General features: G+C 64.0%; 15 protein-coding genes and 1 pseudogene. 11 read left to right on the plus strand and 5 right to left on the minus strand.

Annotated elements, in window-relative coordinates:
- Positions 1-13: 13 nt before the first annotated feature.
- Positions 14-616, minus strand: a complete 603-nt coding sequence (ccmA, locus tag HAP47_RS02100; protein WP_173639643.1) for a heme ABC exporter ATP-binding protein CcmA — start codon at positions 614-616, stop codon at positions 14-16.
- Between the two features lie 240 nt (positions 617-856).
- Here ccmA and acnA point away from each other — a divergent pair, with 240 nt between their 5' ends.
- The 3 genes from acnA (at position 857) to HAP47_RS02115 (ending at position 5,513) form a co-directional block, all read left to right on the plus strand.
- Complete coding sequence (gene acnA, locus HAP47_RS02105) at positions 857-3,577, plus strand: aconitate hydratase AcnA (RefSeq protein ID WP_173639642.1); 2,721 nt, start codon at positions 857-859, stop codon at positions 3,575-3,577.
- Positions 3,578-3,738: 161 nt separating this feature from the next.
- Complete coding sequence (locus HAP47_RS02110; protein WP_173639641.1) at positions 3,739-4,500, plus strand: DUF1223 domain-containing protein; 762 nt, start codon at positions 3,739-3,741, stop codon at positions 4,498-4,500.
- A gap of 641 nt (positions 4,501-5,141) precedes the next feature.
- On the plus strand, positions 5,142-5,513 hold the full coding sequence (locus tag HAP47_RS02115) for a DUF2794 domain-containing protein (RefSeq protein WP_173639640.1): 372 nt from the start codon (positions 5,142-5,144) through the stop codon (positions 5,511-5,513).
- A gap of 34 nt (positions 5,514-5,547) precedes the next feature.
- Here HAP47_RS02115 and HAP47_RS02120 read toward each other — a convergent pair.
- Positions 5,548-6,088 (minus strand): annotated as a pseudogene (locus HAP47_RS02120) (GNAT family N-acetyltransferase).
- A 176-nt stretch (positions 6,089-6,264) separates the two neighbouring features.
- Here HAP47_RS02120 and HAP47_RS02125 point away from each other — a divergent pair.
- Positions 6,265-7,212, plus strand: coding sequence for an IS630 family transposase (locus tag HAP47_RS02125; protein ID WP_173637148.1), 948 nt, complete (start codon positions 6,265-6,267; stop codon positions 7,210-7,212).
- Between the two features lie 6 nt (positions 7,213-7,218).
- Here the strand turns inward: HAP47_RS02125 and HAP47_RS02130 are convergent, their stop codons facing one another.
- The 3 genes from HAP47_RS02130 to HAP47_RS02140 form a co-directional block, all read right to left on the minus strand.
- Positions 7,219-8,010 (minus strand): Bax inhibitor-1/YccA family protein, encoded by a 792-nt coding sequence (locus HAP47_RS02130; RefSeq protein ID WP_021078796.1) that lies wholly within the window; start codon positions 8,008-8,010, stop codon positions 7,219-7,221.
- 234 nt (positions 8,011-8,244) lie between these two features.
- On the minus strand, positions 8,245-10,815 hold the full coding sequence (locus tag HAP47_RS02135; RefSeq protein ID WP_173639639.1) for an ABC transporter permease: 2,571 nt from the start codon (positions 10,813-10,815) through the stop codon (positions 8,245-8,247).
- Positions 10,812-11,531, minus strand: a complete 720-nt coding sequence (locus HAP47_RS02140) for an ABC transporter ATP-binding protein (protein WP_173639638.1) — start codon at positions 11,529-11,531, stop codon at positions 10,812-10,814. The genes HAP47_RS02135 and HAP47_RS02140 overlap by 4 nt, the downstream gene beginning before the upstream one ends.
- A 55-nt stretch (positions 11,532-11,586) precedes the next feature.
- Between HAP47_RS02140 and HAP47_RS02145 the strand changes: the two genes are divergently transcribed.
- The 7 genes from HAP47_RS02145 (at position 11,587) to sucD (ending at position 18,222) form a co-directional block, all read left to right on the plus strand.
- Positions 11,587-12,246: an arylesterase gene (locus HAP47_RS02145; RefSeq protein WP_173640702.1), complete on the plus strand. Its 660-nt coding sequence runs from the start codon at positions 11,587-11,589 to the stop codon at positions 12,244-12,246.
- 166 nt (positions 12,247-12,412) lie between these two features.
- Positions 12,413-12,949: an RNA 2',3'-cyclic phosphodiesterase gene (gene thpR, locus HAP47_RS02150; protein WP_173639637.1), complete on the plus strand. Its 537-nt coding sequence runs from the start codon at positions 12,413-12,415 to the stop codon at positions 12,947-12,949.
- A 141-nt stretch (positions 12,950-13,090) separates the two neighbouring features.
- Positions 13,091-14,278, plus strand: a complete 1,188-nt coding sequence (gene zapE, locus HAP47_RS02155; RefSeq protein ID WP_173639636.1) for a cell division protein ZapE — start codon at positions 13,091-13,093, stop codon at positions 14,276-14,278.
- Positions 14,279-14,499: 221 nt separating this feature from the next.
- Entirely contained in the window at positions 14,500-15,468 is a 969-nt protein-coding gene (gene mdh, locus HAP47_RS02160; RefSeq protein ID WP_092121604.1) for a malate dehydrogenase, read from the plus strand.
- 159 nt (positions 15,469-15,627) lie between these two features.
- On the plus strand, positions 15,628-16,824 hold the full coding sequence (gene sucC, locus HAP47_RS02165; protein ID WP_173639635.1) for an ADP-forming succinate--CoA ligase subunit beta: 1,197 nt from the start codon (positions 15,628-15,630) through the stop codon (positions 16,822-16,824).
- Between the two features lie 2 nt (positions 16,825-16,826).
- Positions 16,827-17,303 carry a DUF1579 family protein gene (locus HAP47_RS02170; protein WP_173639634.1) on the plus strand — a complete coding sequence of 159 codons (477 nt, stop codon included), beginning with the start codon at positions 16,827-16,829 and terminating at the stop codon, positions 17,301-17,303.
- 37 nt (positions 17,304-17,340) lie between these two features.
- A complete protein-coding gene (sucD, locus tag HAP47_RS02175; protein WP_092121610.1) occupies positions 17,341-18,222 on the plus strand; it encodes a succinate--CoA ligase subunit alpha in 882 nt (293 codons plus the stop codon).
- The last annotated feature ends 196 nt before the right edge of the window (positions 18,223-18,418 follow it).

Below are 18,418 nucleotides of genomic sequence, written 5' to 3' on the forward strand. Positions count from 1 at the left end.
TAGAACAGCTTGCTCATGCCGCGCCTCCCATCCGCAAGTCGCGCGCGTCGATGCCGAGCGGCAGATGGGTCGCGGCGACGATCAGGCCGCCGCTCGCGAGATGGTCGCGCATCAGGCCTACGAACAGCGCCTGTCCGGCCGCATCGAGCGCCGATGTCGGCTCGTCCAGCAGCCATACCGGCCGCCGCACCGAGAGCAGGCGCGCGATCGACAGGCGGCGGCGCTGGCCGGCGGAGAGGTAGGCCGCCGGCAGATGCGCGGCGTGGTCGAGCGCCACGGCGGCGAGGCAGCGGCCGGCGTCCTCCGTCTCACCGCCGAGGAATTCCCGCCAGAAGGAAAGATTTTCCGCGACACTCAGCGCCGGCTTCAGCGCGTCGCGGTGGCCAAGATAGTGGGCCTGTTCGGGCAGACTGAGCTCGGCGTCGCCGCCTTCGAGCGCAATCGAGCCCTCGGCGGGAACCAGGAGCCCGGCGAGGACGCGCAGCAGCGAGGTCTTGCCCGCGCCGTTGGGCCCGGTGACGGCAAGCGCCTCGCCGGCCGTCGCCGACAGATCGAGGCTGGAAAACACCTCGCGTCCGCCGCGCACGCATTTCAGATTTCGTCCCGAGAGCCGCATGGTTCGTCTTGTCACAGCCCTCTGAAATCTTTCGCTACCGCGTGAGAATTTTTGGGTCGCGCAACGCTGTCGCACGCTTGTCGGTGTGGCGGTGCTTCTAGAAAGGTTCTATAAGCCCGGAACTTGATGCAGCACACACAATCGGCGGCCGCAAGCCATCCAGGCCATTCCCTCGGCCCGTGTCGATCGCCGGTGTTTAGTTACCCTTGCCGGGTATAACTGAAAATTGGGATTCCTCGCATGACCTCGCTCGACAGCTTCAAATGCCGCAAGACCATGAAGGTCGGCGGCAAGTCCTACGTCTATTACAGCCTGCCCCAGGCAGAGAAGAACGGACTGAAGGGTATCTCGAAGCTGCCGTATTCGATGAAGGTTCTGCTCGAGAACCTGCTGCGCAACGAGGACGGCCGCACCGTGAAGAAGGAAGACATCGTTGCGGTGTCGAAGTGGCTGAAGAAGCGCCAGCTCGAGCACGAAATCGCGTTCCGCCCGGCGCGCGTGCTGATGCAGGATTTCACCGGCGTTCCGGCCGTGGTCGATCTCGCGGCGATGCGCAACGCGATGCAGAACCTCGGTGGCGACGCCGAGAAGATCAACCCGCTGGTGCCGGTCGATCTCGTCATCGACCACTCGGTGATCGTCAACTTCTTCGGTGACAACAAGGCATTCGCGAAGAACGTCACCGAGGAATACAAGCAGAACCAGGAGCGCTACGAGTTCCTGAAGTGGGGCCAGAAGGCGTTCTCGAACTTCTCGGTGGTGCCGCCCGGCACCGGCATCTGCCACCAGGTCAATCTCGAATACCTTGCACAGACGGTGTGGACCAAGAAGGAGAAGATGACGGTCGGCAAGAAGACCGGCACCTTCGAGGTCGCCTATCCCGACTCGCTCGTCGGCACCGACTCGCACACCACGATGGTCAACGGCCTCGCCGTGCTCGGCTGGGGCGTCGGCGGCATCGAGGCGGAAGCCTGCATGCTCGGCCAGCCGCTGTCGATGCTGCTGCCGGAAGTGGTCGGCTTCAAGCTCAAGGGCCAGCTCAAGGAAGGCGTCACCGCGACCGACCTGGTGCTGACCGTCACCCAGATGCTGCGCAAGCTCGGCGTGGTCGGCAAGTTCGTCGAGTTCTTCGGTCCGGGCCTCGATTTCCTGTCGGTCGCGGACAAGGCGACCATTGGCAACATGGCGCCCGAATACGGCGCGACCTGCGGCTTCTTCCCGGTCGATGCCGCGACCATCGATTACCTGAAGACCTCGGGCCGCAAGGCTGATCGCGTCAAGCTGGTGCAGGCCTATGCCAAGGCGCAGGGCCTGTTCCGTACCGCCAAGTCGGCCGATCCGGTGTTCACCACCACGCTGACGCTCGACCTCGCCGACGTGGTGCCGTCGATGGCCGGACCGAAGCGCCCCGAAGGCCGCATCGCGCTGCCGGCCGTCTCGACCGGTTTCGCCACCGCGCTGGTCAACGAATACAAGAAGCCCGATGGCGAGCAGAAGCGCTTCGCGGTCGAGGGCCGCAATTTCGATCTCGGTCATGGCGATGTCGTGATCGCTGCGATCACCTCCTGCACCAACACCTCGAACCCGAGCGTGCTGATCGGCGCCGGCCTCCTGGCGCGCAAGGCGGCCGCCAAGGGCCTGAAGGCCAAGCCGTGGGTGAAGACCTCGCTCGCGCCGGGCAGCCAGGTGGTGGCGGAATATCTCGCCAATTCCGGCCTGCAGGCCGATCTCGACAAGGTCGGCTTCAACCTGGTCGGCTTCGGCTGCACCACCTGCATCGGCAATTCCGGCCCGCTGCCGGAAGACATCTCGAAGTCGATCAACGACAACGGCATCGTCGCCGCCGCCGTACTGTCGGGCAACCGCAACTTCGAAGGCCGCGTCTCGCCGGACGTGCAGGCGAACTACCTCGCCTCGCCGCCGCTGGTGGTCGCGCATGCGCTCGCCGGCACCGTGACCAAGGATCTCGCGGTCGAGCCGATCGGCATCGGCAAGGATGGCAAGCCGGTGTTCCTGAAGGACATCTGGCCGACCACCAAGGAGATCAACGCCTTCATGAAGAAGTACGTCACCGCGACGATCTTCAAGAAGAAGTACGCCGACGTGTTCAAGGGCGACACCAACTGGCGCAAGATCAAGACCACGGAAAGCGAGACCTATCGCTGGAACATGAGCTCGACCTATGTGCAGAACCCGCCCTATTTCGAAGGCATGAAGAAGCAGCCGGAGCCGATCGTCGACGTGCTCGACGCGCGGATCCTCGCGATGTTCGGCGACAAGATCACCACCGACCACATCTCGCCGGCCGGCTCGATCAAGCTGACCTCGCCCGCCGGCAAGTTCCTGAGCGAGCACCAAGTGCGCCCCGCCGACTTCAACCAGTACGGCACGCGGCGCGGCAACCATGAAGTGATGATGCGCGGCACCTTCGCCAACATCCGCATCAAGAACTTCATGCTGAAGGGTGCCGACGGCAATATTCCGGAAGGCGGTCTGACCAAGCACTGGCCCGACGGCGAGCAGATGTCGATCTACGACGCCGCGATGAAGTACCAGCAGGAGAACGTGCCGCTGGTGGTGTTCGCCGGCGCCGAATACGGCAACGGCTCGTCGCGCGACTGGGCCGCCAAGGGCACCCGCCTGCTCGGCGTGCGCGCGGTGATCTGCCAGAGCTTCGAGCGCATCCATCGCTCCAACCTGGTCGGCATGGGTGTGCTTCCGCTCACCTTCCAGGACGGCACGTCGTGGTCCTCGCTCGGCCTCAAGGGCGACGAGAAGGTCACGATCCGCGGGCTGCAGGGCGATTTGAAGCCGCGCCAGACGCTGACGGCCGAAATCGTCTCCGCCGACGGCGGCAAGCGGGACGTCCCGCTGCTCTGCCGCATCGATACGCTGGACGAGCTCGACTACTATCGCAACGGCGGCATCCTGCATTACGTGCTGCGCAAGCTCGCGGCCTAGCGCGGATTTGTGATCAGTGCCTCACTGCTTAGTGAGTAGCGGCTAAAAAGAAGGCGGCCTATGACAAGGCCGCCTTCTCGCGTTCTGGGGCACGCAAGTTCAAGGGACAACTTCATGCTCCGTACAAATACGGATGGAAATCATCACGACTGGTTCGCAGTATGACAGCGATGATCGCCTATAATTGTATCTCGCGATGGTCCAGCGCGCTTGGTTTCTGCGCGATCGTCGCGATCATCCGCCCCGCTCACGCTGATCCGCGTGCTGTCGTCGAACTCTTCACCTCGCAGGGATGCTCGTCATGTCCGCCGGCGGACAAGATCATCGGTGACCTCGCGAAGGACCCCAATGTCATCGCGCTCAGCATGCCGATCGACTATTGGGATTATCTCGGCTGGAAGGACACGCTGGCCGATTCCCGTTTCAGCGCGCGCCAGAAAGCCTATTCGCATATGCGCGGCGACCGCGACGTCTATACGCCGCAGGCCGTGATCAACGGCTCCGCCCATGTGATCGGCAGCGACCGCGCCGGCATCGAGGACGCGATCAAGGACACCGAGAAGAGCGGCAGCGTGATGTCGGTCCCGGTGACGATGACGCTGACCGGCAAGCAGATCAACGTGTCGGTGGCCGCATCGAAATCGCCCGCGGTGTCGCGCGGCGAAGTCTGGATCTGCTCGATCTCGAAGTCGGTGCCGATCTCGATCGCGCGCGGTGAGAACCGCGGCCGCGAGATCACGTACCACAACGTGGTGCGCAATCTCCTGAAGGTCGGCGACTGGAACGGCTCGTCCGGGAGTTGGACCGTGCCGCTCGAGAACATCACGCGCGATGGCGTCGATGCCGCGGCCGTGTACGTCCAGGACGGCAATCGCGACAAGCCGGGCCCGATGCTGGGCGCCGCATTCACCTCGCTTCACTAGAGCTTCGGTTCTGATTGATCAGAACCGAAGCTCTGGGTTCTTGTTTGACGCGTTTTCTTCATGCGAACCGGTGTCCACTTCGCTCGAAAACGCTCCAGCGCTGCGCGGCGCTGGCTTCTGCCAGTCGCGTCGTTGGGCCGCACGCAAGTTGTCGTGCGGCTCCGCGCGCCGGCAAGCGTGCATCCACTGATTTGCTGAGAGGGAAGCGCCGAGGCTTGCGGGTCTTGATCGCGCTTAGTCGGGCAGGGCCCCAAAAACAAAAAGGACCAACTTTCGTTGGCCCAGTGGGTTGGGATTTGACTCCCCTGCGAACAGGCCCGATCCCGACGGCCCCGGGGGGCTGGGGGCTGAGGAATCCGGAACCGAAAGGACCGGGCCAACGCAGTATTTTCTTTTCGCAGGGCAGCGGGGCAGGCGATGGGCGGAAGTGGGGCAGCAATATGATTCCTCTAACGTTCCCGTGACTCTTCGGTTTTCCGGACAATCCGTCGCGCCTGGCCGTGGTTAAGGGCTGGTTGCATTGCGAATGGCCCCTTGCGGGCTCCGGCGCTTAGCGCAATCATGTCACTCTCATGACGATCCCGAAGTGGGGGGACCGGCCTTCGGAACCCGATCGTCACCGGGATAACAGGAGGCGCTCGATGAGTTTGATCTCGGAGGATAGTGATCCGAGTGGGAATCGTGCCGGGGCGCGTCCCGCCGCCGCGACCTCTCAGCCCAACCGCGTGACATTCAACCGACTTGAGCTCAACCGCATTCTCAATCTCTACGGCCGCATGGTCGCCGATGGCGAGTGGCGCGACTATGCGATCGACTTCCTGAAGGACCGCGCCGTGTTCTCGGTGTTCCGGCGCGCATCCGAAATGCCGATCTACCGGATCGAGAAGGATCCCCGGCTGGCGCGTAAGCAGGGCATGTACAGCGTGATTTCGGCGACCGGCCTGATCCTGCGCCGCGGCCACGAGCTCGAACGGGTGCTGCTCGCGATCGATCGCAAGCTGTCGCTGGTATAGGCGCTACGGAGGTATAGGCGTTACGGATTGCCGTCTAATCCGCCGTCGCCGCGCCCTCGCCGAGCGCGCGCTGCATCATCACGGTGTCGAGCCAGCGGCCGAATTTCAGGCCGACATTCGGGTGCGTCGCGATCATCTGAAATCCGCAGCGGCGGTGCAGCCCGATCGAGCCGACATTGGCCGAGTCCCTGATCACCGCGATCATCTGCCGAAAGTCGCGCGCGTCGCATTCGGCGATCAGGCGCTCCATCAGCCGGAGGCCGATGCCGCGGCGATGGACCGCGGGGTCCAGATAGACCGAGTTCTCGACCGTGAAGCGATAGGCCGGCCGCGGTCCGGTAGGGGCCGGCATAGGCATAGCCCGCGATGCGGCCGTCCAGCACGGCGACGAAATAGGGGAAGCCGCCATCGATCAGCGCGCTGTAGCGGCGGGTCATCTCGGCAAGGTCGGGCGGGATCAGCTCGAAGGTCGCTGTGCCGAAGCGCACCGCGTGCTCGTAGATCGCCGTGATCGAGGGCAGGTCCGCCTCGACGGTTAGCCTGATTTCCGGATTGGACCCCGCGGGACTGGACATGGCACGACAGTATTTTGCCCTGCGTAAAAGAAAAGCCCCGGCCGCGTGGCCGGGGCTTTGGATCAATCGGCAGCCGGAGGCGCCTATGCATTTCATTGCTTAACTGAATCGGAGGGGATTCCGGTTTTTGGCGGTTTGTGATTCAAGATGCTGACTGGATTGGAGGCCAGCATCGCATGACCCGACCTCTTTCCCTGGATCTTCGCGAGCGTGTGGTGGCGTCGGTTTTGGCGGGCGAGAGCTGCCGATCTGTGGCGGAACGGTTTGGTGTTGCGGTCTCGTCGGTTGTGAAGTGGTCACAGCGGCAGCGGGCGACCGGCTCGGTTGCGCCCGGCAAGATGGGCGGTCACCGCAAGCCCTTGCTTGATCCGCATCGTGCCTTCATTGTCGAGCGGATCATTCAGACGCCGCACCTGACGCTGCATGGTCTGAAGGCGGAACTGGCAGCTCGTGGGGTCAAGGTCTCACACAACGCGGTCTGGCTGTTCCTGCGCCGGGAAGGGCTGCGGTTCAAAAAAACACTGTTCGCCCTCGAACAAGCGCGCGCCGACGTCTCTCGTAGGCGCCAGCGTTGGCGATCCTGGCAGGCCGGACTTGATCCGGGCCGGCTCGTCTTCATCGATGAGACTTGGATCAAGACCAACATGGCCCCTTTGCGGGGCTGGGGCCCCAAGGGCGCACGCCTGCGCGGCTTCGCCCCGCACGGTCACTGGCGTACCCTCACATTCCTCGGCGCGCTCCGCCATGACCAACTCACGGCACCCTGCGTCTTCGACGGCCCGATCAACGGCGAATGCTTCTGCGCTTATGTGAAGCACCTTCTCCTGCCAACCCTGCGCGAAGGCGACATCGTCATTCTCGACAACCTCGGAAGCCACAAGTCGAAAGCTGTCAGGCAAATGATCCAGGCTGCTGGCGCCAGGCTCTGGTACCTGCCGCCATACTCGCCCGACCTCAACCCGATCGAACAGGCCTTCTCCAAGATCAAACACTGGATGCGGCAGGCTCAGAGGCGCACCGTCGAAGACACTTGGCGCCACATCGGTCACCTCGTTCAGGACATCCAGCCTCGCGAATGCGCAAACTACTTCGCAAACGCCGGTTATGCTTCAGTCAAAATGTGAAACGCTCTAGTCGCGCTGGCCGAGCAGCTGCAGGAGCAGCGTGAACAGGTTGATGAAGTTCAGGTAGAGCGACAGCGCACCAGTGATTGCCGCACGCTCTGCCATCACGCCACCCTGCGAGGCGTAGCCGTAGATGTAGTCGTTCTTCAGCCGCTGGGTATCCCAGGCGGTGAGGCCCGCGAACACCAGCACGCCGACCACCGACACGATGAACTGCAGCGCCGAGCTCGCCAGGAACAGGTTAACCAGGCTCGCGATGATGATGCCGATCAGGCCCATGAACAGGAACGAGCCCATGCCGCTCATGTCACGCTTGGTGGTGTAGCCGTAGAGGCTCAGCGCACCGAACGTCGCCGCGGTGATGAAGAACACGCGCACGATCGAGGTGTGCGTGTACACCAGGAAGATCGACGACAGCGACAGGCCCATCAGCGCCGAGAACACCCAGAACAGCAGCTGGGCGGTCGCAGGCTGCAGGCGGTTGATGCCGGCCGAGATGACGAACACCATCGCCAGAGGGGCGAGGATGAACAGCCACTTCAGCGGGCTCACGAACATCGCGTAGCCGAACTGCGTCAGATAGGCGTTGCCAAACTTGGCGACGGCGGCGGACTGATCGGTTGTCACCGCACCCATGTAGACACCGAGCGCGGCCAAGCCTGTGATGGCCAGGCCGATGCTCATGTAGTTGTAGATGCGCAGCATGTAGGCGCGCAGACCGGCGTCGACGGCCGCAGCGTCAATGCGCCCGGCGGCCCGGCCGAAAGGAGAAGCGTAGTTGCGGTCTAGGTCCGACATGGTCGAATTCCCGTGGTTGGTCCCGGTGGAGCGCAAGGGATTTGCGGCGCCGGTTCTAAATCTATCTCAGATGGCTCGGTTTGCGGAACATTAATTGTGTGTCATTCAAACCGACTATCCGACCCGAGTGGTATGTGGGAAATTAACACATCCGACGCAAGCTTCCACGCGCGGCCGAATGTCGCTCTAGCCTAGCATTTATAGGCAAAACGGCGCTGCCGCCGCTACAAATTGTCACAAATTCCGCAACACCGAGGCCGGCTTCTGGTTCAGCGCGAGCAGCGTTCCGGCCAGCCCCAATCCGACCGTGACGACCAGCGCGGCGACCACGACCAGCGCGGCGCTGCCGGCCTGCCAGATGAAACTCAGCGTCATCAGCCGCGTCACGATCAGCCAGGCCGCGACCGAACCGGCGATCACCCCGAATATTGCGGTTGCAAAGCCGATCATCAGATACTCCAGCGCGTAGGCGCCGAGCAATCGCACCCGCGTGGCGCCGAGCGTCTTGAGGATCACGGCGTCATAGACGCGGTGGCGGTGCCCGGCGGCGAGCGCGCCGCCCAGCACCAGGATCGCCGAGATCAGCGTCACGGCGCTGGCGCCGCGGATCGCCAGCACCAGATTGCTGACGACGGTGCCGACCGTCTCCAGCGCCTCGCGGACCCGAACGCTGGTCACCATCGGGAACGCGTCGGCGACCTGCTTGATGATGCGCGCATCATCGGGGCCGTCACCATGGGGTTCCGTCAGGGTCGCGACGTGGCTATGCGGGGCGCCCTTGAAGGCATTCGGCGAGAACACCAGCACGAAATTGATGCCGAGCCCTTGCCAGTCGATGTTGCGCAGATTGGCGATCTTCGCCGGCACATCGCGGCCGAGCACGTTGACCACGATCTCGTCGCCGATCTTCAAGGACAGGCCGTCAGCGATTTTCTTCTCCATCGAGACCAGCGGAGGTCCGCTGTAGTCCGGTCCCCACCATTCGCCCTCGACGATCTTCGAACCCTTGGGAACTTCGCCGGTGTAGGTCAGGCCGCGGTCGCTTTGCAGCACCCACTCCGAATCGACCGACGGCTTGAGCTGGTCGGCCTTGACGCCGCGCGCGGCGACGATGCGCCCGCGCAGCATCGGCACGTCCTCGACGGTCGAGCCGGCAGCGATCCGCGACAGGAAGGCGGCGAAGCGATCGGCTTCGGTGGAGGGGATGTCGATGAAGAAGAACGACGGCGCCCGCTCCGGCAATGCGGCCAGGAATTGCCGGCGCAGATTGCCGTCGATCTGGGTGATGGTGACGAGCACCGCGAGCCCGAGCCCCAGCGACAGCACGACCGACGGCGTCAGCGCGCCCGGCCGGTGGATGTTGGCGATTGCGAGCCGCAGCATGGTCATGCGGCTGCGCGGCAACCGCCGCGCCACCGCCATCAGGATCTCGGCGATCCCGCGGAGCAGCAGGAATACCGCGATCGACGAGGCGACGAACACGGCGGCCACCCGCTTGTCATAGGCGAGCCCGATCGCAACCCCGATCAGGAGTGCGATCACCAGCGCCATCAGCGCGAGATAGCTCCAGCGCGGGCGGTGCCATTCGCTGGCGACGGTCTCGCGGAATAGCGCGGCGACCGGCACGTCGTGGACCCGGCCGAGCGGCCACAGCCCGAATGCCAGCGCGGTGAGCTGGCCGTAGAGGAAGGAGAGCGCGAGTTCGTCGGGATGCAGGGCCGGCACTACCGGCAGCGGCAGCAGATTGCCGAACAGGCCGACGATGACGAAGGGCAGCGCGGCGCCGAGCACCAGCCCGATCACCGAACCGATCCCGGCCAACACCACCACTTGCGTGCAGTAGATCGTGAAGACGTCGCGGCCGGTGGCGCCGAGCGCCTTGAACGAGGCGATGACGTCGCGGCGCCGGTCAATATGGCTCTTCACCGCGTTGGCGACGCCGACGCCGCCGACCAGCAGTGCGGCGAGGCCGACGAGGGTCAGGAACTGGGTGAAGCGGTTGATGGTGCGTTCGAGCTGCGGCGAGGCGTTGTTGCGGCTGCGGACTTCCCAGCCGGCTTCCGGCGCGGCGGCCCGCGCGCCGTCGATCAGTGCGGTGGTGGCGCGATCGTCGTTGGCGCCGTCGGGCAGCTTCACCCGGTAAATCCAGCGCACCAGGCTGCCCGGCTGCAACAGGTCAGTGGCGCGCAGGCTCGCCTCGCTGATCAGGAAGCGCGGCCCGAGGCCGACGCCGCCGGCGAGCTTGTCAGGCTCGGCCGCCACCACGCTGCGGATCTGGTAGGTCGCGCTGCCGATAGTGACTCGGTCGCCGAGCTTCAGGTCGAGCCGCGCCAACAGCGCTGAATCGGCGGCCGCGCCATAGACGCCGTCGCGTTCGGCGAGCAGATCGGCTGTCGGCATGTTTGGCTCGAGCGTCAGCTCGCCGAGCATCGGATATTTGCCGTCGACCGCCTTGAGCTCGACCAGCGCCAGCTTGCCGTCGCCGCTGCGGGCCATCGCGCGCAGCGTGGCTGCCACTGAAACCTCGCCGCGGGTGCGCAGATACGCGACCTCGTCGGGCTTGGCCTCGCGCGAGATCAGCGAGAATGCGACGTCGCCGCCGAGCAGCGTGCGGCCCTCGCGCGACAGGCCGTCGCCGAGGCTCGCGGCGACCGAGCCGACGCCGGCAATCGCCATCACGCCGAGCGCGATGCAGGCGATGAACACGTAGAAACCGCGCAGGCCGCCGCGCAATTCGCGCAGTGCGTAGCGGAAGGCAAGCGACGACGCGCGGCTCTGCACCGCGACTTCGGACGCAATGCTCATGTCGGGGATTGTCCGTCGATGCGGCCGGAGCGCAGCCGCACCACACGATCGCAGCGCTGTGCGAGCGAAAGGTCGTGCGTCACCAGCACCAGCGTCATGCCGCGCTCGGTGTGCTTGGTGAAGAGCAGGTCGATGATCTGCTTTCCCGTCGTCTCGTCGAGATTTCCGGTCGGCTCGTCGGCAACCAGGATCGCGGGATCGGGTGCAAGCGCACGCGCGATCGCGACGCGCTGCTGCTCGCCGCCGGAAAGCTGCGTCGGATAGTGATGCAGCCGCTCGCCGAGCCCGACCGATTGCAGCTCCTGCGCGGCGCGCGCGGCGGCATCGGGATTGCCGGCGAGTTCGAGCGGCACGGCGACGTTCTCCAGCGCGGTCATGGTCGGGATCAGATGGAACGACTGGAAGACGATGCCGACCTGTCGGCCGCGGAAGCGCGCCAGCGCATCTTCATCGAGGGCATTGAACGACGTGCCGTTGACGACCACTTCTCCGCTGTCAGGACGTTCAAGCCCCGCCATCACCATCAGCAAGGTCGACTTGCCCGAACCCGACGGGCCGATCAGGCCGATGGCCTCACCCGCTGCCACACGAAGGCTGATATCTTTGAGGATATGGACCCGTGCCGCGCCGGTGCCGAGCGAGAGATTGACGTTCCTGACGGCAATGGTGTCCGGCTCGACGTCGGTCAGTGAAGAGGATTCGATGAGACTGTCCATGGTTCGGTCATATGGCACTTCCGCTGCTGCGGTCGAGGGCCGGTTGAGAATCTTCGTGCACATACTCGTGTTGCTTATGGGCTTGATGACGGCGGCAAGTGCGCAGACGCCAGGATCGGAGAATGGCCCGGCGCCAGGTTCGGCGAAACCGATCAAAATGGTGGTTCTGGGCGATTCCCTGAGCGCCGGTTATGGCCTTCCGGCCGCGGCTGCATTTCCGGTCCGGCTGCAAAAAGCCTTGGAAGCCAAGGGGATAAAGGTCGAGATGACCAATGCCGGGGTGTCCGGCGATACCGCCTCAGGGGGCCGCGAGCGGCTCGACTGGTCGGTGGCTGACGGAACTGCCGCCGTGATCGTCGAGCTCGGCGCCAACGATGCGCTGCGCGGCATCGATCCCGCGGTGACGCGTGCCGCGCTCACCGACATCATCACAAAGTTGCAGGCGCGCAAGATCGCCGTGCTCTTGTGCGGCATGCTCGCGCCGCCGAACTATGGCAGCGAGTATGCAGCGAAGTTCAACGCGATCTATCCGGATCTGTCGAAATCGCTCGGCGTGCCGCTCTATCCGTTCTTCCTCGATGGCGTTGCTGCCGATGCCAAGCTCAATCAGGCCGACGGCATGCATCCGACGGCGGAAGGTGTGGACATCGTCGTGAAGAACATCCTGCCCACGGTGGAGGCATTTCTCGGCGCAATATCAGGGCAACGCAGTTGAAACGCAGGCAGCTGGCCGTGTTGTGCCCGTAGGTTTACGAGCTGTCAACGGGTCATGCTTCGCAGAGTCACATATCTCGGGTACAAATAGGCATCGGTGATTCGTCACCGGGCTGTTACACGGTGCGGGCTCCCAAAACCCGCGCCAAGCATCGAGGATTATTGCGATGCCGCGTCTGTTCACTGGACTGGAAATTCCGGCCGAGATCGGCCAGACACTTTCCAATTTGCGTGGCGGCCTTCCCGGCGCACGCTGGATCGATCCCGAAAATTATCACGTCACTCTGCGCTTCATCGGCGACATCGATGGCCTCTGGGCCAACGAGATCGCGACGATGCTGTTTCGGGTGAACCGAAAGCCGTTCGAGGTCAAATTGCAGGGCCTGTCGAGCTTCGGTGGACGCAAGCCGCGCGCGGTGGTTGCCGCCGTCGAGCCCAGTCGGCCGTTGATCGAACTGCAGGCCGAGCTCGAGCGGATGATGCAGCGGATGGGGTTCGATCCCGAGGGCAGGAAATTCACGCCCCATGTCACGCTCGCGCGTCTGCATGACGCATCGAGCCAGGACGTCGCGGATTATCTGTCGGTGCGCGGCTACTTCCCGAGCCGCAGCTTCATGGCGGACCGCTTCGTGCTGTTCTCGTCGCGCGCGTCGACAGGCGGCGGCCCTTACGTGGTCGAGGATTCCTACGCGCTCTGCGCGTGAGGTTTCTTAGGATCGCGGCTTAAGGTGTCAGGCAGCGGCCGGCGCGGTCGGTCGTGGTATGCAAGGGCCTGCGCTTGCATACCCCATTGGCACAATTCACGGCTTGCAATTTGCCGTGCACTAGGGCCGTAAGGTGGGCTCATGCTGTCCACCTCGCCCAGTTCCTTTCTCGAGCACTACAAGTCCCTGGTCGCCTCCGGCGCGATCGAGGCCGATCCTGCGCAGGCCCTCGCCGCCGAGGCGCTCGGCGCGCTGGAGGAGCGGCTCGCGAGCTACAAGCCGCAGCGCAAGCAGAGCCTGCTCGGACGGCTGTTCGGCGGCGACAAGGACGACACGCCGCCGCGCGGCCTCTATGTCCATGGTGAGGTCGGCCGCGGCAAGACCATGCTGATGGACTTGTTCTTCCAGCAGAGCCCGGTCGAGCACAAGCGCCGCGCCCATTTCCACGAATTCATGGCCGAAGCGCATGAGCGCATCTATGGCTACCGCCAGCAGATCGCGCGCGGCGAGATCGCGGACGGCGACGTGATCGCGCTCACCGCGCAGGCGATCTTCGACGAGGCCTGGCTGCTCTGCTTCGACGAATTCCACGTCACCGACATCGCGGATGCGATGATCCTCGGGCGGCTGTTTGCAAAGCTGTTCGATCTCGGCACCGTCGTGGTCGCGACCTCGAACGTCGCGCCTGATGATCTCTACAAGGGCGGTCTCAATCGCGCGCTGTTCCTGCCGTTCATCGCGCAGATTTCCGACCACATGGATGTGCTGCGGCTCGATGCACGCACCGACTTCCGGCTCGAGAAGCTCGTCGGCGTGAAGATGTGGCTGGTGCCCGCGGATGACGCGGCTCGCGATGTGCTCAATGCGGCGTGGCGCAAGATGACTGGCAACGCGCCGTGCAAGGCGCGCCTTATCGAGATAAAAAAGCGTTTGCTGACTGTGCCGTGCTCGTCGCATGGCGTCGCGCGCTTCAGCTTCGCCGATCTCTGCGAGAAGCCGCTCGCCGCGTCCGATTACCTCAGGCTCGCGCACGACTACCACACCATCCTGATAGACCATATTCCGGTGATGGATTACGCCGAGCGCAACGCCGCCAAGCGCTTCATCTCGCTGATCGACACGCTCTATGACAATGCCGTGAAGCTGATGGCCTCGGCCGAGGCTGATCCGGTGTCGCTTTACCTTGCGACCGACGGCATCGAGGCGATGGAGTTCAAGCGCACGTCCTCGCGCCTGATCGAGATGAGCTCGGAATCCTATCTGGCGCTGCCGCACGGCCGCAAGGACTCCGCGGCCAGCGGCTCGTCGACCGGCCTGGTCGAGACCTGAAACTCAGTCTTGAAATTCAGCCTCGAAATTCGGTCTTGCGCGCGGTCCGGTTCGGAGCAACTTTTCGTGTCTCCCGGCGGATGTTGCTGGCATGCCTGATCGAATTCCAGGCGAGGCCCCCAATCGGGCAGGCCGCGACTTGAATGGATCATTCGAAAGGGATAACCACCCTTGCAACCGACTTCCCTCCCTCCTGCACCAGTTCAAAGGACTGATTTCCCATGGCACGCGACAAGATTGCACTGATTGGCTCCGGACAGATCGGCGGAACGCTGGCGCACCTCGTTGGCCTCAAGGAACTCGGAGACGTCGTGCTGTTCGATATCGCCGAGGGCGTGCCGCAGGGCAAAGCGCTCGACATCGCGCAGTCGTCGCCGGTCGACGGCTTCGACTCCAACCTGGTCGGCGCCAACTCCTATGAAGCGCTCGACGGCGCCAAGGTCTGCATCGTCACCGCGGGCGTGCCGCGCAAGCCCGGCATGAGCCGAGACGATCTGCTGTCGATCAACCTCAAGGTCATGGAGCAGGTCGGCGCCGGCATCAAGAAGTACGCGCCCGACGCCTTCGTCATCTGCATCACCAACCCGCTGGATGCGATGGTCTGGGCGCTGCAGAAGGCCTCGGGCCTGCCGCACAAGAAGGTGGTCGGCATGGCCGGCGTGCTCGACTCCGCGCGCTTCCGCTATTTCCTGGCCGACGAGTTCAACGTCTCGGTCGAAGACGTCACCGCCTTCGTGCTCGGCGGCCACGGCGACACCATGGTGCCGCTGACCCGCTACTCGACCGTTGCCGGCATTCCGCTGCCCGACCTCGTCAAGATGGGCTGGACCTCGCAGGCCCGCATCGACGAGATCGTCGACCGCACCCGCAATGGCGGCGCCGAGATCGTCAACCTGCTCAAGACCGGCTCGGCCTTCTACGCGCCGGCGGCGTCCGCGATCCAGATGGCCGAGAGCTATCTGAGGGACAAGAAGCGCGTGCTGCCTTGCGCCGCCTATCTCAACGGCGAGTACGGCGTGAAGGACATGTATGTCGGCGTGCCGACCGTGATCGGCTCCAAGGGTGTCGAGCGCATCGTCGAGATCGAGCTCGCCGGCAAGGACCGTGAAGCCTTCGACAAGTCGGTCGGCGCGGTGCAGGGCCTGGTCGACGCCTGCAAGAAGATCGCGCCCGATCTGCTCGGCAAGTAATCTCGATCGGCAATGGCCCGATAGGCGACTTCAATCGCCTGTCGGGTACAAGGTGATGAAATTCCGGCGGATTTTGTAGTTGCGCGAGCTTTGGTATATGGTATACCAGCGTCAAGGCTGACTTGAAGTTTGCCGCACGAGGGTTTGGAGCGTCTTTCCATGAATATCCACGAATACCAGGCCAAGGCTCTGCTGCATGAATTCGGCGTGCCGATCTCGCGCGGCGTGCCGGTGCTGAAGCCGGAAGATGCGGATGCGGCGGCAAAGCAGCTCCCCGGCCCGATTTGGGTGGTGAAGAGCCAGATCCATGCCGGCGGTCGCGGCAAGGGCAAGTTCAAGGAGGCATCCGCCGGCGACAAGGGCGGTGTCCGTATCGCCAAGTCGGTTGCCGAGGTCGACGAGTTCGCCAAGCAGATGCTGGGCGCGACGCTGGTCACGGTGCAGACCGGCCCGCACGGCAAGCAGGTCAACCGCCTCTACATCGAGGAAGGCTCCGACATCGACAAGGAGTTCTACCTCTCGATCCTGGTCAATCGCGAGACCTCCGAGATCTCCTTCGTGGTGTCGACCGAGGGCGGCGTCAACATCGAGGACGTCGCGCATTCGACGCCGGAAAAGATAGTCTCGTTCTCGGTCGATCCTGCCACTGGCATCATGCCTCACCACGGCCGCACGGTTGCCGAGGCGCTGAAGCTGAAGGGCGATCTCGCCAAGCAGGCCGAGAAGCTGACCGGCCAGCTCTATGCAGCTTTCGCCGCCAAGGACATGGCGATGCTCGAGATCAATCCGCTCGTCGTCACCAAGCAGGGCCAGCTCCGCGTGCTCGACGCCAAGGTGTCGTTCGACAGCAACGCGCTCTACCGTCACCCGGACGTGGTCGCGCTACGCGACGAGTCCGAGGAGGACGCCAAGGAAATCGAGGCGTCGAAATATGACCTCAACTACGTCGCGCTCGACGGCACGATCGGCTGCATGGTCAACGGCGCCGGCCTCGCCATGGCGACGATGGACATCATCAAGCTCTACGGCATGGAGCCGGCGAACTTCCTCGACGTCGGCGGTGGCGCCAGCGTCGAGAAGGTCGCAGCTGCGTTCAAGATCATCACCGCCGATCCGAACGTGAAGGGCATCCTGGTCAACATCTTCGGCGGCATCATGAAGTGCGACGTGATCGCCGAGGGCGTGGTTGCCGCGGTGAAGCAGGTCGGCCTCAAGGTGCCGCTGGTGGTGCGCCTCGAAGGCACCAATGTCGAGCAGGGCAAGAAGATCATCCGCGACAGCGGCCTCAACGTCGTGCCCGCCGACAATCTCGATGACGCTGCACAGAAGATCGTGAAGGCCGTCAAGGGAGGCTAACGATGGCCGATCATCTCGACGCTCCGACCCCGCTGGACGAACACCGCAAGCTCGCGGTCTTCGCGGGCGAGTGGAACGGCGACGAGATGGTTTATCCGTCGCGCTGGACCGCAGGCGGTCCGGCGACCTCGCATGTCGTTGCGCGCATCGCGCTCAACGGCTTCTACCTGATCCAGGACTGCGTGCAGACCCGCGACGGCAAGGAGAGCTTCGCCACCCACGGCGTCTTCACCTACGACCGCGAGGATCGGGCCTACCGATTGTTCTGGCACGATTCACTCGGCTACTACCCGCCGTCGCCGGCGTCCGGCGGCTGGGCGGGCAAGTCGCTGATCCTGGTGCGCGGCTCGCTGCGCGGCAATGCCCGTCACGTCTACGAGGTCGTCGACGACAACACCTACACCATGAAGATCCAATTCTCGCCCGACGCGGAAGGGTGGGCCGACGTGCTCACCGGCGTGTACCGGCGTATCCACTGAACCCTTCACCGACCGTCTCGCGAAAGCATCTCGAACCATGTCCATTCTGATCGACAAGAACACCAAGGTCATCTGCCAGGGCTTCACCGGCAAGAACGGCACGTTCCATTCGGAAGCGGCGATCGCTTACGGCACCAAGATGGTCGGCGGCGTGGCGCCGGGCAAAGGCGGCTCGACCCATCTCAACCTGCCGGTGTTCGACACCGTCGCCGACGCGCGTGCGAAGACCGGCGCCGACGCCAGCGTGGTCTATGTCCCGCCGCCGGGCGCGGCGGACGCGATCTGCGAGGCGATCGATGCGGAGATCCCGCTGATCGTCTGCATCACCGAGGGCATTCCGGTGCTCGACATGGTGCGCGTCAAGCGCTCGCTGTCGGGTTCGAAGTCGCGGCTGATCGGGCCGAACTGCCCCGGCGTGATGACCGCCGGCGAGTGCAAGATCGGCATCATGCCGGCCAACATCTTCAAGCCCGGCTCGGTCGGCATCGTCTCCCGCTCCGGCACACTGACCTATGAGGCGGTGTTCCAGACCACCCAGGAGGGCCTCGGCCAGACCACCGCGGTCGGCATCGGCGGCGATCCGGTCAAGGGCACCGAGTTCATCGACGTGCTGGAGATGTTCCTGGCGGACGAGAAGACCAAATCGATCGTCATGATCGGCGAAATCGGCGGCTCCGCCGAGGAAGACGCCGCCCAGTTCCTCAAGGACGAGGCCAAGCGCGGCCGCAAGAAGCCGATGGTTGGCTTCATCGCCGGTGTCACCGCACCTCCCGGCCGCCGCATGGGTCATGCCGGCGCGATCATCTCCGGCGGCAAGGGCGATGCCGGTTCCAAGACCGCGGCGATGGAGGCCGCTGGCATCAAGGTGTCGCCGTCGCCGGCGCGGCTCGGGCACACGCTCGCCGAGATGCTCAAGTAAGCTCCGTCAGGCGAAGTTCCCTTCGAGGTTTGACGTGGTTTTGGGCGGGTTCTTCTTGGGGAACCCGCCCTTTTACTGCGTTTTGCCGCCAGAATGCTGATCAATAAAATATGAAAATAAGTTCATTTCTTGGTTCTTTTAGGCAGGAATATCTGTCCTAGATAGGGTAAAGGGTATCAATCCAGCCGGCGCACTT

The sequence above is a fragment of the Bradyrhizobium sp. 41S5 genome, assembly GCF_011516665.3.
GTDB lineage: Bacteria > Pseudomonadota > Alphaproteobacteria > Rhizobiales > Xanthobacteraceae > Bradyrhizobium > Bradyrhizobium quebecense.

Excerpts from the sequence above, each read along its gene's own strand:
- ccmA (WP_173639643.1), bottom strand. The coding sequence starts at position 616 with ATGCGGCTCTCGGGACGAAATCTGAAATGCGTGCGCGGCGGACGCGAG.
- acnA (WP_173639642.1), top strand. The coding sequence starts at position 857 with ATGACCTCGCTCGACAGCTTCAAATGCCGCAAGACCATGAAGGTCGGC.
- HAP47_RS02110 (WP_173639641.1), top strand. The coding sequence starts at position 3,739 with ATGACAGCGATGATCGCCTATAATTGTATCTCGCGATGGTCCAGCGCG.
- HAP47_RS02115 (WP_173639640.1), top strand. The coding sequence starts at position 5,142 with ATGAGTTTGATCTCGGAGGATAGTGATCCGAGTGGGAATCGTGCCGGG.
- HAP47_RS02125 (WP_173637148.1), top strand. The coding sequence starts at position 6,265 with ATGACCCGACCTCTTTCCCTGGATCTTCGCGAGCGTGTGGTGGCGTCG.
- HAP47_RS02130 (WP_021078796.1), bottom strand. The coding sequence starts at position 8,010 with ATGTCGGACCTAGACCGCAACTACGCTTCTCCTTTCGGCCGGGCCGCC.
- HAP47_RS02135 (WP_173639639.1), bottom strand. The coding sequence starts at position 10,815 with ATGAGCATTGCGTCCGAAGTCGCGGTGCAGAGCCGCGCGTCGTCGCTT.
- HAP47_RS02140 (WP_173639638.1), bottom strand. The coding sequence starts at position 11,531 with ATGGACAGTCTCATCGAATCCTCTTCACTGACCGACGTCGAGCCGGAC.
- thpR (WP_173639637.1), top strand. The coding sequence starts at position 12,413 with ATGCCGCGTCTGTTCACTGGACTGGAAATTCCGGCCGAGATCGGCCAG.
- zapE (WP_173639636.1), top strand. The coding sequence starts at position 13,091 with ATGCTGTCCACCTCGCCCAGTTCCTTTCTCGAGCACTACAAGTCCCTG.
- mdh (WP_092121604.1), top strand. The coding sequence starts at position 14,500 with ATGGCACGCGACAAGATTGCACTGATTGGCTCCGGACAGATCGGCGGA.
- sucC (WP_173639635.1), top strand. The coding sequence starts at position 15,628 with ATGAATATCCACGAATACCAGGCCAAGGCTCTGCTGCATGAATTCGGC.
- HAP47_RS02170 (WP_173639634.1), top strand. The coding sequence starts at position 16,827 with ATGGCCGATCATCTCGACGCTCCGACCCCGCTGGACGAACACCGCAAG.
- sucD (WP_092121610.1), top strand. The coding sequence starts at position 17,341 with ATGTCCATTCTGATCGACAAGAACACCAAGGTCATCTGCCAGGGCTTC.